Consider the following 12182-nt stretch of genomic DNA (forward strand, 5'->3'; position numbering starts at 1 on the left):
AAAGCCGCCGTGCCGATGCCCTTCATGCGTGCGAAACGGGCAGGTCGCGCGGCCCGCAGGCTCAGCCGGCCTTTTCCAGTTCGAACGCGTCGTGCAGGGCCTGCACGGCCAGTTCCATGTATTTCCGGTCGATCAGCACCGAGATCTTGATTTCCGAGGTGGCGATCACCTTGATGTTGATGCCCTCGTCGGACAGCGTCCTGAACATCTTTGCGGCGACGCCCGACTGGCTGCGCATCCCGATCCCCACGGCCGAGATCTTGGCCACGTCGGTATCCGCGATCAGGTCGTGGAAATTGATGTGACCGGCGGCCTTGGCGTCGTTCAGGGCCTTTTCGGCGCGCTTCACCTGGTCGACCGGGCAGGAAAAGGTCATGTCGGTGCGGCCGGCCTCGGCGATGTTCTGGATGATCATATCCACGTTGACGCCGGCCTCGGCCAGCGGGCCGAAGATGGCGGCGGCGATGCCGGGGCGGTCGGCGACGCTGACCAGCGTCATCTTGGCCTCGTCGCGGCTGTAGGCGATGCCCGAAACGGGACGGTTTTCCATGACTTCCTCCTCATCGCAGACGAGCGTGCCCGCCTCGTCGGATTGTTCCTCGAAACTGGACAGGACGCGCAGCTTGACCTTGTAGCGCATGGCCAGCTCGACCGAGCGCGTCTGCAGCACCTTGGCGCCGAGGCTGGCCAGTTCCAGCATTTCCTCGAAGGCGATCCTGTCAAGCTTGCGCGCCTTGGACGCGATGCGGGGATCGGTGGTATAGACCCCGTCCACATCCGTGTAGATATCGCAGCGTTCCGCGCCGAACGCCGCGGCAAAGGCCACCGCCGTCGTGTCGCTGCCGCCGCGGCCCAGCGTGGTGATGCGCCCCTCGGGGCTGACGCCCTGGAACCCGGCGACCACGGCCACGCGCATCCCTTCGCCGAACTTGGCCGTGATGTTGCCGGTCGGGATCTCCTCGATCCGGGCCGAGGCATGGGCGCTGTTGGTTTTCACCGGCACCTGCCAGCCCTGCCAGCTGCGCGCGGGCACGTCCATTTCCTGAAGCGTCAGCGCCATCAGCCCGGCGGTCACGTTCTCGCCCGAGCTGACGATGGCATCGTATTCGCGCGCGTCGTAAAGCGGCGAGGTTTCGTTGACATAGCCCACCAGCTTGTTTGTCTCGCCGGCCATTGCCGAGACGATGACGATCACGTCATAGCCCTTGGCCACTTCGACGCCCACGCGTTTCGCGGCGCGCCTGATCCGGTCCGGTGTGGCGACCGAGGTGCCGCCGAATTTCATCACGAGAATGGGCATGGGAGTCCCCGACGTTCAAGTTCCGCGCGGTTTAGGCGCAGTTGCGCGAAAGGGCAAGATATCAATGCCGTGGCGGCAGCCGGTCAGGCGCGGTAATCCGCCGCGCGCAAGGGGCCGGACCGGGCCAGGGTTTCGGCCCCGTCGACGATATCGGTGTTCTGCGCGGCTTGCGTGATCCAGCCTTGCGGTGTTGCGCGTGCGACGAATGTCAGGATTGTCCGGCGCGGGCCCGCCGCGCCGCCATCCGGCAGGCGCTGGCCGGTCAGGGTAAAGCGGCACTGCACCACCGCCACGTCATCGCCGATTGTCCGCACCCGGATCGTGCCGGGCTTCAGGTCGGTGTCGGCGAAAAAGCTGTGCAGCGCGTAATCATGCGCCTTTTCGATCGCCGCCCGGTCATGCCACCACAGCCCGACCACGTTCACGAATTCCGCGTCCTCTGCAAACAGCGCGGCCAGCCCCCGCGCATCCCGCGCCATCCACGCGGCGGCAAAGGCGCGGGGGATATCGCCCGGTTCTGTCGGCAGGGCGGTCAATAGGGGTGGTCCCGGCCGTCCCAGGTGCGGAAACACCCGGTGCCGGCCATGTCCAGCTCGTCAAAGCGGCGCAGCAGCCCGTCGGCGGCCTCGTCCGCGGTGATCTCGGCCGCGGTGCCGCCCATGTCGGTCTGCACCCAGCCGGGGTGATAGATGCCCACGGCAATGCCCAGATGCGCCAGGTCGGTGGCCAGGTTGCGCCCGAGGTTCAGCGCCGCCGCCTTGGAGGCGCGGTAGATATAGCTGCCGCCCGGCGCGCGCGTGTGGCTGGCCATCTGCGACGAGATGATGGCGATCCGGGGCGCACCCGACATCTGCAGGTTCGGCAAAAGCTCCTGCACGGTCAGGAACACGCCGGTCACGTTGACCGCGAAGGCATCGGCCCACATCTGCGGCGGATAGCCGTCGGCCAGGCTCTGGCCCTTGTCGGGATAGACGCCCGCGTTGCAGACCAGAAGGTCAACCGCCTGCGCATCCAGCGCCGCGCCCATGCCGCTTATGTCCGCGGCCTGCGTCACATCCACCCGCAACAGCCCGCCTCCGCCCGCGCGCGAGGTGCCGGTCACGCGGTCGCCCCGCGCGGTATAGGCATCGGCGAGGGCCCGGCCCAGGCCGCGGGCGGCGCCTGTGATGACGACATGCATCTGCGTTTCCCTCAGTTCGATTTCCGCCCGGGCACGAAGGGCAGGGGCGCCACGGGAATACCGTCCTCGATCAGCTTGCGGGCCTCGTCGGGCCTGGCCTCGCCATAGATCGCGCGTTCGGGCGTGCTGCCTTCGTGCATGGCGCGGGCCTCGCTTGCGAAATTCATGCCGACGTAATCGGAACTGGCCTCGATCCTGCGCTTGAGATCGGCAAGCGCCTGCTCGGCGGCGCTGGCCGGCGCGCTGAGCGGCTTTTCCTGCGCCTTTGCGGCGGCGTCGGACTTGCGTCCCGGGCGCACCTGCGGCGACATCAGCGCCTTGGACACCCCTGTCGCACCGCAGACCGCGCAGGCCACCATGCCGCCGGCCCTGAGCTTGTCAAAGGCTTCGGCGGACTGGAACCAGCTTTCGAAACGGTGCCCATCGGCACATTTGAGCGTGAATTTTATCATGGCGCGTTACCGGAAATATCCAGTCATTACATAACCGCGAGCGCCGAAAGTTCAAGCTAGCGGCGCAGCGGGCGGGGATCGAAATTGCGGATCAGTTCGGCCAGTTCCGGGTCGCTGACGCGGGCGGCGGCCTTTTTGCGGCCGAACCACTTGCGGCGGCGCTGCTTGGCCTCGGGAAAGCTGCCGTCGAGCGATTTCACCGCGACGGGAAACACCAGCGCCACGCAGGGCGCCAGCCGCTTGCGGCCCAGCACCTTGCGGTAGGAGAACATGCCGATCGCGTCCTTGCCGACCTGCCCGCGCACCCCGGCCTCTTCCCAGGCCTCGCGCAGCGCGGCCTTGGCGGGGGATTTGCCCTTCATCGGCCAGCCCTTGGGCACGATCCAGCGCCCGGTCCCGCGCGAGGTGATCAGCAGGAACTGCGGCTTGTCCTTGCGGATGCGATAGCAAAGCGCGGCATATTGCGTGCGCACATCGCCATGATGCGCCAGCATCGCGTTGGACGAAAAATGCCGTGCCACGTCGCTGGTTCCTGTTTCGCTCTGCCCCTTGCCCGCCCGACTGTCGCCCGAAAGCCCGACCCGATCAAGCCCCGGCGCGCGGGTGCTTGCGCGGGGCAGGGGGCGCGGGTAAGGCGGGCGGATGACGTCGCAAACTTCATATCGGGACCACGCGCGCGCGATCCTCGGGCTGGGGCTGCCGCTGATCGGCAGCCACCTGGCGCAGTTTGCCGTGACGCTGACCGATGCGGTCATGCTGGGCTGGTACGACGTGGAGGTGCTGGCGCAGCAGGTGCTGGGCGGCATGTTGTTCTTCGTGCTGTTCATCATGGGATCGGGATTCGCCTGGGCGGTGATGCCGATGGTGGCCGAGGCCGAAAGCGCCGGCCGCATGGCCGAGGTGCGCCGCGTCACCCGCATGGCGCAATGGCTGTCGATGCTGTTCGGGCTGGCCTGCATGCCGGTCTTCTGGTGGTCGGGGCCGCTGTTGCTGCTGGCCGGGCAGGAGGCGGGCGTTGCCGCAGGCGCGCAGGATTACCTGCGCATCGCCGGCTGGGCGATCCTTCCGGCGCTGTTCGTGATGGTGCTGAAATCCTATCTTGCCGCGCTGGAACGCGCGCAGGTCGTGCTGTGGGTGACGGTGGCGGCGGTGTTCGTGAACATGCTGGTCAACTACGCGCTGATCTTCGGGCACTGGGGAATGCCCGAACTGGGCATTCGCGGCGCGGCCATCGCGTCGCTGGCGGTGCAGCTGGTGTCGGCGGCGGGGCTGGCCGTCTATGCCGGGCTGGTGACGCCCGAACACGCGCTGTTCAGCCGCGTCTGGCGCCCGGACCGGGAGGCGTTCGGCGCGGTGTTCCGGCTGGGCTGGCCCATCGGCATCACCAGCCTGGCCGAGGTCGGGTTGTTCGCCGCCTCGTCGCTGATGATGGGCTGGCTGGGCACCCTGCCGCTGGCCGCGCATGGGATCGCGCTGCAGATCAGTTCGGCCACCTTCATGGTGCACCTGGGCCTGTCGAACGCCGCCACCGTGCGCGCGGGCCGGGCGATGGGCCGGGGCGATATCGACGGGTTGCGGCGTGGCGGTGCGGTGATCACAGCGATCTCGGCGGTGATGGTCGTGTTGACCGTCGCGCTGTTTCTCGGGCTGCCGGAGCCGATGATCGGGCTGTTTCTGTCCCCGGACGATCCCGACCGCGCGGCGGTGGTCGCGGTCGGCGTCGGGCTGCTGGCGGCGGCGGCGCTGTTCCAGCTTGTCGATGCCGCGCAGGTCATGGCGCTGGGCCTGCTGCGCGGCGTGCAGGACACGCGCGTGCCGATGGTGATCGCGGCGCTGAGCTATTGGGCCGTGGGCGTGCCGATGAGCTATGTGCTGGGGTTCACCCTGGGCATGGGCGGTGTCGGCATCTGGCTGGGGCTGGCCTGCGGGCTGGCGCTGGCGGGCGTCTTCATGATGTGGCGGTTCTGGCGGATCAGCCTGCCGGCGCTGTCGCGGGGTGTTGCCTGACGGCGGGTCTGAGCCGGCATTTCCAGTTGGGCGGAACAGAGGGCAGCGCATGGCCGCGGTCGGGCGATCCGACGCTGCTGGCATGGCAGTTTATCGTGCCGCGACATCCTACCTCAGACCGTGGCACCTGCGGCAGCCAATCGCCCGGCGGGGGGGCGGCCGTGCGATGCCCGGGCCGCTGCGCGGCCGTTCCGGGCTGGCGCATCGCGCGAACGTCCGCTTCGTTCCACTCGCAGGGGGGCCTCAGTCGTCGCTGATACCACGCGCGGCCAGCAGCCGGTCGGCTTTCTTGCGCACCAGGACGGTGCGCAGGTCGTGCATCGCCAGCAACAGCGAATCCGTCACCAGGTCCAGCTGTTCGTCGGTGGCGCGCGATTGCGCCCAGTGGGTGGTCTGGTTCAGGTAATCCACCGCGCGCAGGATGTCGTCGATGTCGCGCCCGGCCAGGATGCGCACCCGTTCGGCCATCCAGTCATGGATCGCGGCCAGATCCTCATCAGACAGGGCGCGGTCGCCATGCGGCTTGATCTGGCCGTTATTGATGTTGACCACCGCGATCTGGTCCATGTCGATCCGGCGCTGCCGGTTCTCGGTGTCGACGCGGAACACAAACGCGCCGTTGTCACGCACGCGGAAATAATACGGGGGCAATTCGCCAGCCATGCCTGTCCCTGCTTTCCTGCCTCTTGCGGCTGCTCTTACACCAGTTCGGCACAGAAGTCGCCAATGCGTTTGCACGCCTCGGTCAACTGCGCATCCGATGTGGCGTAGCTGATACGGAAACAGGGCGACAGGCCGAAGGCCGCTCCGAACACCACGGCAACGCCCCTCGCCTCCAGCAGCGCGGTGGCGAAGGTTTCGTCGCTGTCGATGACCGTGCCGTCCGGCGTGCGCTTGCCGATCAGCCCGGCAATCGACGGGTAGACGTAAAACGCGCCCTCGGGCCGGGGGCAGGTGATACCGGGAATGGCGTTCAGCGCATCCACCACCAGGTTGCGGCGGCGGGCGAAGGCCTTGTTGTGCTCGGCGATGAAATCCTGCGGGCCGTTCAGCGCCGCCACCGCCGCCCACTGACTGATCGAACAGGGGTTCGAGGTGGATTGCGACTGCACCTTGCGGATCGCCGCGATCAGCGGCTCGGGCCCAGCGGCATAGCCGATGCGCCAGCCGGTCATGCAATAGGCCTTGGATACGCCGTTGACGGTCAGCGTGCGGTCGTAAAGCCCCGGTTCCACCTGCGCGGGCGTGCAGAAGGCGAAATCGTCATAGGCCAGATGCTCGTACATGTCGTCCGTCAGGACATGCACATGCGGGTGGCGCATCAGCACGTCGGTCAGCGCCTTCAGCTCGTCCCATGTATAGCCCGCGCCGGTGGGGTTCGAGGGCGAGTTGAACAGGAACCACTTGGTATTGCGGGTGATCGCGGCCTCAAGCTGGCCGGGCGTGATCCTGAAGGCGTTTTCCAGCCGCGCCTCGATGAACACCGGCTGGCCGCCCGCCAGCAGCACCATGTCGGGATAGCTGACCCAATAGGGCGCGGGGATGATCACCTCGTCGCCGGGGTTCAGCGTGGCCATCAGCGCGTTATACAGCACCTGCTTGCCGCCGGTTCCCACGGTAACCTGCGCGGGCGTGTACTCCAGCCCGTTGTCGCGGGCGAACTTGGCGCAGATCGCCTGTTTCAGCTCGGGGATGCCATCGACCTGCGTGTACCGGGTATGCCCGGCCTCGATCGCGGCGATGCCGGCGGCGCGGATATGGTCGGGCGTGTCGAAATCAGGCTCGCCCGCGCTCAGCCCGATGATGTCGTGGCCGGCAGCCTTCAGCGCGGCTGCCTTGTTCGACATCGCAATGGTGGGTGACGGTTTTACGCGCGAAAGCGTCTGAGACAGAAAGGACATGGGCCACCCCCGGTTTTAATCGCTTACGCGTTGTCTTAGGCTTGGCCGGCAGACCGATCAAGCACGATCGGAGGAACGGAGAGAAATGGAACAGACCGACACCAACGACTGGTATGGCCCCGATGCGGCCACCTTCGGCGACCGGCTGGCCGCCGCGCGCGAGGCCGCGGGCATGACGCAGAAACAGATGGCCCGGCGCCTGGGCGTCAAGCTGGGCACGCTCACCGCCTGGGAAAACGACATGAGCGAGCCGCGCGCCAACCGCCTGCAGATGATGGCCGGTATCCTGAACGTGTCGATCATGTGGCTGCTGACCGGCGAGGGCGACGGGCTGGCCGCGCCCGAAGACGAGACGACGATCCCGCCCGAGGTGAACGACCTGCTGGTCGAGATCCGCGACCTCAAGGCGCAGATCACCGCCTCGGCCGAACGGCTGGGGCGGCTGGAAAAGCAGTTGCGCCTGACGCTGAAATCCGGCACCTGACAGCCATGACCGAACCGCGCGACATACGCCTAAAACGCCTGCACATGCGCTCGATGCGGCGCGGCACCAAGGAAATGGACATGATCCTGATCCGCTATTGCGGGGCGCGGCTGGACGCGCTCGCGGCGGCGGAACTCGATCTCTATGACGCGCTGCTGTCCGAGAACGATCAGGATCTCTATCAGTGGGTGTCGGGCCAGGCGGCCCCGCCCGGCCGCTTTGCCGCGCTGGTCGACGATATCCGTCAGGTCGTCGGCAATACCGAGTAATTCGCATTTTACGAACCATTCCCGGGGTTTAACCGATTGTTCGGCTTTTTCCCTCAGTGTCCCGTCCCGAGCAGTCACTGGACGGAGACAAATGGATGAGTATGCACAGCAAGCTGCCCGGTGCGCATCAACAGGGCTTCATGGGCGGGTATCTCGAGGCGCTGGCGCTGGTCGAACGGCTGCACCGCCTGCTGCTCGACGTCATCAAGGATGAATTCGAACGCGTGGGCGTGATCGACATCAACGCGGTGCAGGCACTGTTGCTGTTCAACATCGGCGAGAACGAGGTGACCGCGGGCGAGCTGAAAAGCCGCGGCTATTACCAGGGCAGCAATGTCAGCTACAACCTCAAGAAACTGGTCGAAACCGGCTACATGCACCACCAGCGGTGCGAGATCGACCGCCGCTCGGTGCGGGTGCGCCTGACGCAGAAGGGGCGCGACATCCGTGCCATCGTCGCCACCCTGTTCGCCCGCCACGCCGAGGGGTTGCAGGAAAAGGGCGTGCTGGGCGCCGACGGGATCGAGGCCATCACCCATTCGCTGCGCCGGGTCGAACGCTACTGGACCGACCAGATCCGCTATATCTACTGACAGGCGGGCGTGGGCGCCGTTACCAGTGGCCGGTGTTTTCCATGCTGGCCCAGGGGTCCTGCGGCGGCAGGGGATCGCCGTCCTGCAGCAGCTCGACCGAAATATTGTCGGGGCTGCGCACGAAGGCCATCCGCCCGTCGCGCGGCGGGCGGTTGATCGTCACGCCACTGTCCATCAGGTGCTGGCACATGTCATAGATATTCTCGACCGCATAGGCGAGATGGCCGAAATGCCGGCTGTCCGAGGGCAGCCCGTCATCGCCGTCCCAGTTATAGGTCAGCTCGACCGGGCAGTCCTCCTGCCCCTCGGGTGCCATGAAGATCAGCGAGAACCGCCCCTCGTCGCTGTCGTAGCGGCGGGTCTCTTTCAGGCCCAGCAATTCGTAGAACTTCATGCTGGCCTCCAGGTCCTTCACCCGGACCATGGTGTGCAGATACTTGATTTTCATTGCCCGCTCCGTCCTTTGCGTGTGTCAGAATTTCGACTCGATGCCAAATGATAGCGCGGTCGAGCTGGTTTCAAACCGCGAGATGTTCGAACTTGTCCGCTGCGTCAGCAAGGTCACGCGCGGCACGAAACCGGCATAGTCGATCTCGGAAAACGTGATGTCGAGCGAGGCAAAGACCGCATCGTCCTGCCGTCCGCCCGGCGCCTCGAAGAACCCGATGAAATAGCGCGGATAATCGGTGTTGCGCGCGCCCAGCGTCAGGCGCAGGTCCACGGGGCCGGTCACGTCGCCGAAATCGTAACTGACATAGGCGGTCCGGTGCAGCACGTCGACATTGCCCCGGTCGCTGTCCGCGCGGTCCAGGATCAGCCCCATGCTCAGCGCGGCGGCCTGCGGCAGCCTGTGGCGGAAATCGCCGCGCAGCTGCACGTGATCCGAGCGCGCGAAATAGGCCACCGCATCCTCGCGCCGCTCGTATTCCGCCCGCACCGACAGAAGCGAGTTTTCCCCCAGGGTAAAGCTGCGGTTCAGCCCGACATTGCCATAGGCATAGGAGGTCTCGCCGCCATACCAGGCCTGCCCGACGGCGGCGGTGACGCCGACGACACCGTTGGCGCGCGCATCGCCCCCGGCGGCCCAGCGGTGATCCACCCCGATCTCGGCGCGGGTGCTGGCGAAATCGTCGCCATCGGCGCCGGGGGCGGCATCTTTCGCCTCCTGCGACAGGCGGACGCGCTTGGTGACGAATTCCCCGGCCAGCCGCGTGGCCGAAGCCTGATCCTCGCGCAGGCGGTAACTGCTGCGCGCCTCAAGCCGGATCTCGGTGCCCGACAGCGCCATTGCCGCGGGCGAATGCACGCCGTACCACGGCAGGCCATCGACCACGAAATAGGGGTTCTCGGTGCCGGAATTCACGTTGTCGGTGGGTTGCACCGTGATCCGGTAGCGGGTGTTCCACGGGTTTTCCTGCCGGACGCGCCGGAAATCGGAGATCGCCTGTTCCTTGAGCGCCTCGGTCGGCGCCGGGTCCAGCGAGCGGCGCAGCCAGTATTGCGCCAGCCCGTAGCGGCGGTCGGCATAGGCCATGCGCGCGGCCATCTGCGCCGCCATGAACCGGTCGGCATCCTTTTCCGAGGCGCTGAAGGCCCGCCCGGCGGCCCGGCGCCCGGCGCCGTGGTGTTTCTGCATCTCAAGCCCGCGGGCCAGGATGAACAGCGCATAGGGATCCTGCGGATCGGCCTGAAGAAGCCCGCGCGCCATCAGCACGGCAAGCTTGCCGTCGCCGTTCTGCACCGCCTCGCGGGCGACCGCACGGACCTGCGGGAGTGTCAGCGTAACCTCGTCGCTGCCCCCGCGGTCCTGCGCCGCAACCGACCCTGCGAATACCGCCCCCGCAAGCGCGGCAGCAGCCAGCAGGTTATGGGCTGACCGAACTACAGATTGTCGCATTCGCATCGGGCGTGCCGCACTTGTCGAGCACGAATGTGCCGTATTCCTCTTCGGAGTCGAACCCGAGCGGGTCGCCCTGGCCGTCGAATTCGGTCAGATGCACACCACCGGCCACGCCATCGGCGTTGGGCCCGCCAAAGATGCCGCCGTAATCGCCGATATCGTTGTTGAGGATGCCGTCATATTCCACCGTTTCACCGAAAAACGTGCCGTCGGCCGCGATCCCGGTGCTGGTCAGCACGATATCGGGCAGGGTGTATACACCCGCATAACCACGGAAATCGCGGTTATAGATACTGCCGTTCACCGAGTTGTTGCCGAAATCCACGTTCAGAAAGACCTCGCCGACGATGATCGCCGGATAGCTCGATTCGAGCGATGGGTTCGTGCCGGACGGAAGGGGCTGCAGGCCACCGCCGGTATCGTGGATATTGGTGCCGCCCACATAGGTGCCGGCATAGGACACCAGCCCGCTGGCCGGCGGCGTGTAATCCCCGTCGCGTTCATAGAAGGTGCCGCCGAAATAGCGGTTGAACTGCCCGCCGGTGATCACCATCCCGCCACGAACCGAGCTGGAGTTGCCGCTTTCCATCACGAAGGCCATCGCAGGCCGGTCGAGCGGATCGCTTTGCGTCGCATAGGCGACATAGGCCAGGTTCCCACCCGGATCGTAGATATCTAGGCTGGGATCGCGGGTATAAGCGGCCTCGTAATCGCCGGAGGCCAGGTTCACGCCGGTGATCGTCAGGGTCTGGGTCGCGGAATCGTAGACCAGCCTTTCCAGGTCGCCGCGCAGGCTGTCGGGGATATCCGCGGTGTCGGCGGTGTTGTCGTCGCCGGTGCCGCTGGTCTGGTCCGTCGTGTCCTCGTCATCCTTGTCGAACGGATTCGTGCCATCGCCGCTGCAGGCCGTCAGCGCCAGTGCCGCGCACAGCAAAAGGGAATAGGATTTCATCGCGCCTGTCCTCGTTTCGCGTCTCATGCACCCGTTGTCGTATCGGGGTGTCGTTTGCGGGCTAAAGTCGGGCGGGCGCTGGCAAAAGTCAACATTTGATAAACAATCCGGGGCAGGGCGATCAACAACCGCGGCCAATCTGCCACCCCCGCGATATAGGCTTTTTCACCCGGCGAAACGCAAGATATAGTGTCGCGGCGACTCGCCCCGGAACAGAAAGGATGCGCCATGACGCTCTCGCCAGAACAACAGGCCGAAATCGACGACCTGCGTGCCAGCCCGCAGCCCACGCTGCGCACGGTGTCGGAAGGCATGGAAAAGCACCTGTATTCCGCCGTTCCCGTGCTCGACCACGGCTTTGTCCGGGTGGTCGATTACATGGGCGACGACGCCGCCATCTGCCAGGCCGCGCGGGTAAGTTACGGCAAGGGCACCAAGTCGGTGCAGAACGACGAGGGGCTGATCCGCTACCTCATGCGGCACTGGCACTCGACCCCGTTCGAGATGTGCGAGGTCAAGCTGCACGTCAAGCTGCCGGTCTTCGTCGCGCGCCAGTGGATCAGGCACCGCACCGCCAACGTGAACGAATATTCCGCGCGCTACTCGATCCTCGACCGCGAATTCTACATTCCCGCCCCCGAGGCGCTGGCCGCGCAATCGGTGGTCAACAACCAGGGCAGGGGCGAGGCGCTGGAGGGCGAAGAGGCCGAGCGCGTGCTGCGCTACCTGCGCGACGACGCGATGCGCGCCTATGACCATTACGAGGAAATGATCAGCCAGGACGGGCAGCAGGGCCTTGCCCGCGAACTGGCGCGGATGAACCTGCCCGCCAATGTCTATACGCAATGGTACTGGAAGGTCGACCTGCACAACCTGCTGCACTTCCTGCGCCTGCGCGCCGACGCCCACGCGCAATACGAGATCCGCGTCTATGCCGACGCCATCTGCGACATCGTGTCCGACTGGGTGCCCTTCGCTTACAAGGCGTTCGAGGATTACCGCATGGGCGGCGCGACGCTTTCTTCTACAGCCCTTGATTGTGTCCGCCGGATGTTGAAAGGTGAAGAGGTCACACAGGAAAACTCCGGTATGTCCAAGGGGGAATGGCGGGAGTTTGTGGGGGTTTTGGGGTAGGTTAAGAAAA

General features: G+C 66.0%; 15 protein-coding genes. 5 read left to right on the top strand and 10 right to left on the bottom strand.

Translation table 11 applies throughout. The annotated features are described in order from the left end of the window. Positions 1-61: 61 nt before the first annotated feature. The 5 genes from F3H87_RS02905 to F3H87_RS02925 form a co-directional block, all read right to left on the bottom strand. A complete protein-coding gene (locus F3H87_RS02905; protein ID WP_149786533.1) occupies positions 62-1300 on the bottom strand; it encodes an aspartate kinase in 1239 nt (412 codons plus the stop codon). An 83-nt stretch (positions 1301-1383) separates the two neighbouring features. Beyond that, complete coding sequence (locus F3H87_RS02910; RefSeq protein ID WP_223227946.1) at positions 1384-1836, bottom strand: SgcJ/EcaC family oxidoreductase; 453 nt, start codon at positions 1834-1836, stop codon at positions 1384-1386. Beyond that, on the bottom strand, positions 1833-2480 hold the full coding sequence (locus tag F3H87_RS02915) for an SDR family NAD(P)-dependent oxidoreductase (RefSeq protein ID WP_149786532.1): 648 nt from the start codon (positions 2478-2480) through the stop codon (positions 1833-1835). The genes F3H87_RS02910 and F3H87_RS02915 overlap by 4 nt, the downstream gene beginning before the upstream one ends. Positions 2481-2491: 11 nt before the next feature. Next, on the bottom strand, positions 2492-2932 hold the full coding sequence (locus F3H87_RS02920) for a DUF1178 family protein (protein ID WP_149786531.1): 441 nt from the start codon (positions 2930-2932) through the stop codon (positions 2492-2494). Positions 2933-2988: 56 nt separating this feature from the next. Then, positions 2989-3453, bottom strand: coding sequence for an NUDIX hydrolase (locus F3H87_RS02925; protein WP_317511010.1), 465 nt, complete (start codon positions 3451-3453; stop codon positions 2989-2991). Positions 3454-3574: 121 nt separating this feature from the next. Here F3H87_RS02925 and F3H87_RS02930 point away from each other — a divergent pair, with 121 nt between their 5' ends. Continuing rightward, the gene (locus F3H87_RS02930; RefSeq protein WP_149786530.1) at positions 3575-4939 is read left to right on the top strand and encodes an MATE family efflux transporter; all 1365 of its coding nucleotides are present in this window, start codon (positions 3575-3577) and stop codon (positions 4937-4939) included. 243 nt (positions 4940-5182) lie between these two features. On the opposite strand, the gene F3H87_RS02935 is transcribed toward F3H87_RS02930, so the two are convergent. Beyond that, entirely contained in the window at positions 5183-5602 is a 420-nt protein-coding gene (locus tag F3H87_RS02935) for a hypothetical protein (RefSeq protein ID WP_149786529.1), read from the bottom strand. A gap of 35 nt (positions 5603-5637) precedes the next feature. Further along, a complete protein-coding gene (locus F3H87_RS02940; RefSeq protein WP_149786528.1) occupies positions 5638-6840 on the bottom strand; it encodes a pyridoxal phosphate-dependent aminotransferase in 1203 nt (400 codons plus the stop codon). Positions 6841-6925: 85 nt separating this feature from the next. Between F3H87_RS02940 and F3H87_RS02945 the strand changes: the two genes are divergently transcribed. The 3 genes from F3H87_RS02945 (at position 6926) to F3H87_RS02955 (ending at position 8186) form a co-directional block, all read left to right on the top strand. Beyond that, positions 6926-7324, top strand: coding sequence for a helix-turn-helix domain-containing protein (locus F3H87_RS02945; RefSeq protein ID WP_149786527.1), 399 nt, complete (start codon positions 6926-6928; stop codon positions 7322-7324). Positions 7325-7329: 5 nt separating this feature from the next. Beyond that, a complete protein-coding gene (locus F3H87_RS02950; RefSeq protein WP_149786526.1) occupies positions 7330-7593 on the top strand; it encodes an FAD assembly factor SdhE in 264 nt (87 codons plus the stop codon). A 95-nt stretch (positions 7594-7688) separates the two neighbouring features. Beyond that, positions 7689-8186, top strand: a complete 498-nt coding sequence (locus tag F3H87_RS02955) for a MarR family winged helix-turn-helix transcriptional regulator (protein ID WP_188129130.1) — start codon at positions 7689-7691, stop codon at positions 8184-8186. A 19-nt stretch (positions 8187-8205) separates the two neighbouring features. Here F3H87_RS02955 and F3H87_RS02960 read toward each other — a convergent pair whose 3' ends face one another. From F3H87_RS02960 to F3H87_RS02970, 3 genes are read right to left on the bottom strand one after another with little or no spacing between them, the layout of a single operon-like run. Next, complete coding sequence (locus tag F3H87_RS02960; RefSeq protein ID WP_149786525.1) at positions 8206-8634, bottom strand: VOC family protein; 429 nt, start codon at positions 8632-8634, stop codon at positions 8206-8208. A gap of 24 nt (positions 8635-8658) precedes the next feature. After that, positions 8659-10083: a hypothetical protein gene (locus tag F3H87_RS02965; RefSeq protein ID WP_149786524.1), complete on the bottom strand. Its 1425-nt coding sequence runs from the start codon at positions 10081-10083 to the stop codon at positions 8659-8661. Then, entirely contained in the window at positions 10052-11038 is a 987-nt protein-coding gene (locus F3H87_RS02970) for a thymidylate synthase (RefSeq protein WP_149786523.1), read from the bottom strand. The genes F3H87_RS02965 and F3H87_RS02970 overlap by 32 nt, the downstream gene beginning before the upstream one ends. A 228-nt stretch (positions 11039-11266) precedes the next feature. Between F3H87_RS02970 and thyX the strand changes: the two genes are divergently transcribed. Then, the gene (gene thyX, locus F3H87_RS02975; RefSeq protein ID WP_149786522.1) at positions 11267-12172 is read left to right on the top strand and encodes an FAD-dependent thymidylate synthase; all 906 of its coding nucleotides are present in this window, start codon (positions 11267-11269) and stop codon (positions 12170-12172) included. The last annotated feature ends 10 nt before the right edge of the window (positions 12173-12182 follow it).

This window comes from Lutimaribacter pacificus (genome assembly GCF_900142185.1).
In the GTDB taxonomy this organism is placed as follows: Bacteria; Pseudomonadota; Alphaproteobacteria; order Rhodobacterales; family Rhodobacteraceae; genus Lutimaribacter; species Lutimaribacter pacificus.

Excerpts from the sequence above, each read along its gene's own strand:
- F3H87_RS02905 (WP_149786533.1), bottom strand. The coding sequence starts at position 1,300 with ATGCCCATTCTCGTGATGAAATTCGGCGGCACCTCGGTCGCCACACCG.
- F3H87_RS02915 (WP_149786532.1), bottom strand. The coding sequence starts at position 2,480 with ATGCATGTCGTCATCACAGGCGCCGCCCGCGGCCTGGGCCGGGCCCTC.
- F3H87_RS02920 (WP_149786531.1), bottom strand. The coding sequence starts at position 2,932 with ATGATAAAATTCACGCTCAAATGTGCCGATGGGCACCGTTTCGAAAGC.
- F3H87_RS02930 (WP_149786530.1), top strand. The coding sequence starts at position 3,575 with ATGACGTCGCAAACTTCATATCGGGACCACGCGCGCGCGATCCTCGGG.
- F3H87_RS02935 (WP_149786529.1), bottom strand. The coding sequence starts at position 5,602 with ATGGCTGGCGAATTGCCCCCGTATTATTTCCGCGTGCGTGACAACGGC.
- F3H87_RS02940 (WP_149786528.1), bottom strand. The coding sequence starts at position 6,840 with ATGTCCTTTCTGTCTCAGACGCTTTCGCGCGTAAAACCGTCACCCACC.
- F3H87_RS02945 (WP_149786527.1), top strand. The coding sequence starts at position 6,926 with ATGGAACAGACCGACACCAACGACTGGTATGGCCCCGATGCGGCCACC.
- F3H87_RS02950 (WP_149786526.1), top strand. The coding sequence starts at position 7,330 with ATGACCGAACCGCGCGACATACGCCTAAAACGCCTGCACATGCGCTCG.
- F3H87_RS02955 (WP_188129130.1), top strand. The coding sequence starts at position 7,689 with ATGAGTATGCACAGCAAGCTGCCCGGTGCGCATCAACAGGGCTTCATG.
- F3H87_RS02960 (WP_149786525.1), bottom strand. The coding sequence starts at position 8,634 with ATGAAAATCAAGTATCTGCACACCATGGTCCGGGTGAAGGACCTGGAG.
- F3H87_RS02965 (WP_149786524.1), bottom strand. The coding sequence starts at position 10,083 with ATGCGACAATCTGTAGTTCGGTCAGCCCATAACCTGCTGGCTGCTGCC.
- F3H87_RS02970 (WP_149786523.1), bottom strand. The coding sequence starts at position 11,038 with ATGAAATCCTATTCCCTTTTGCTGTGCGCGGCACTGGCGCTGACGGCC.
- thyX (WP_149786522.1), top strand. The coding sequence starts at position 11,267 with ATGACGCTCTCGCCAGAACAACAGGCCGAAATCGACGACCTGCGTGCC.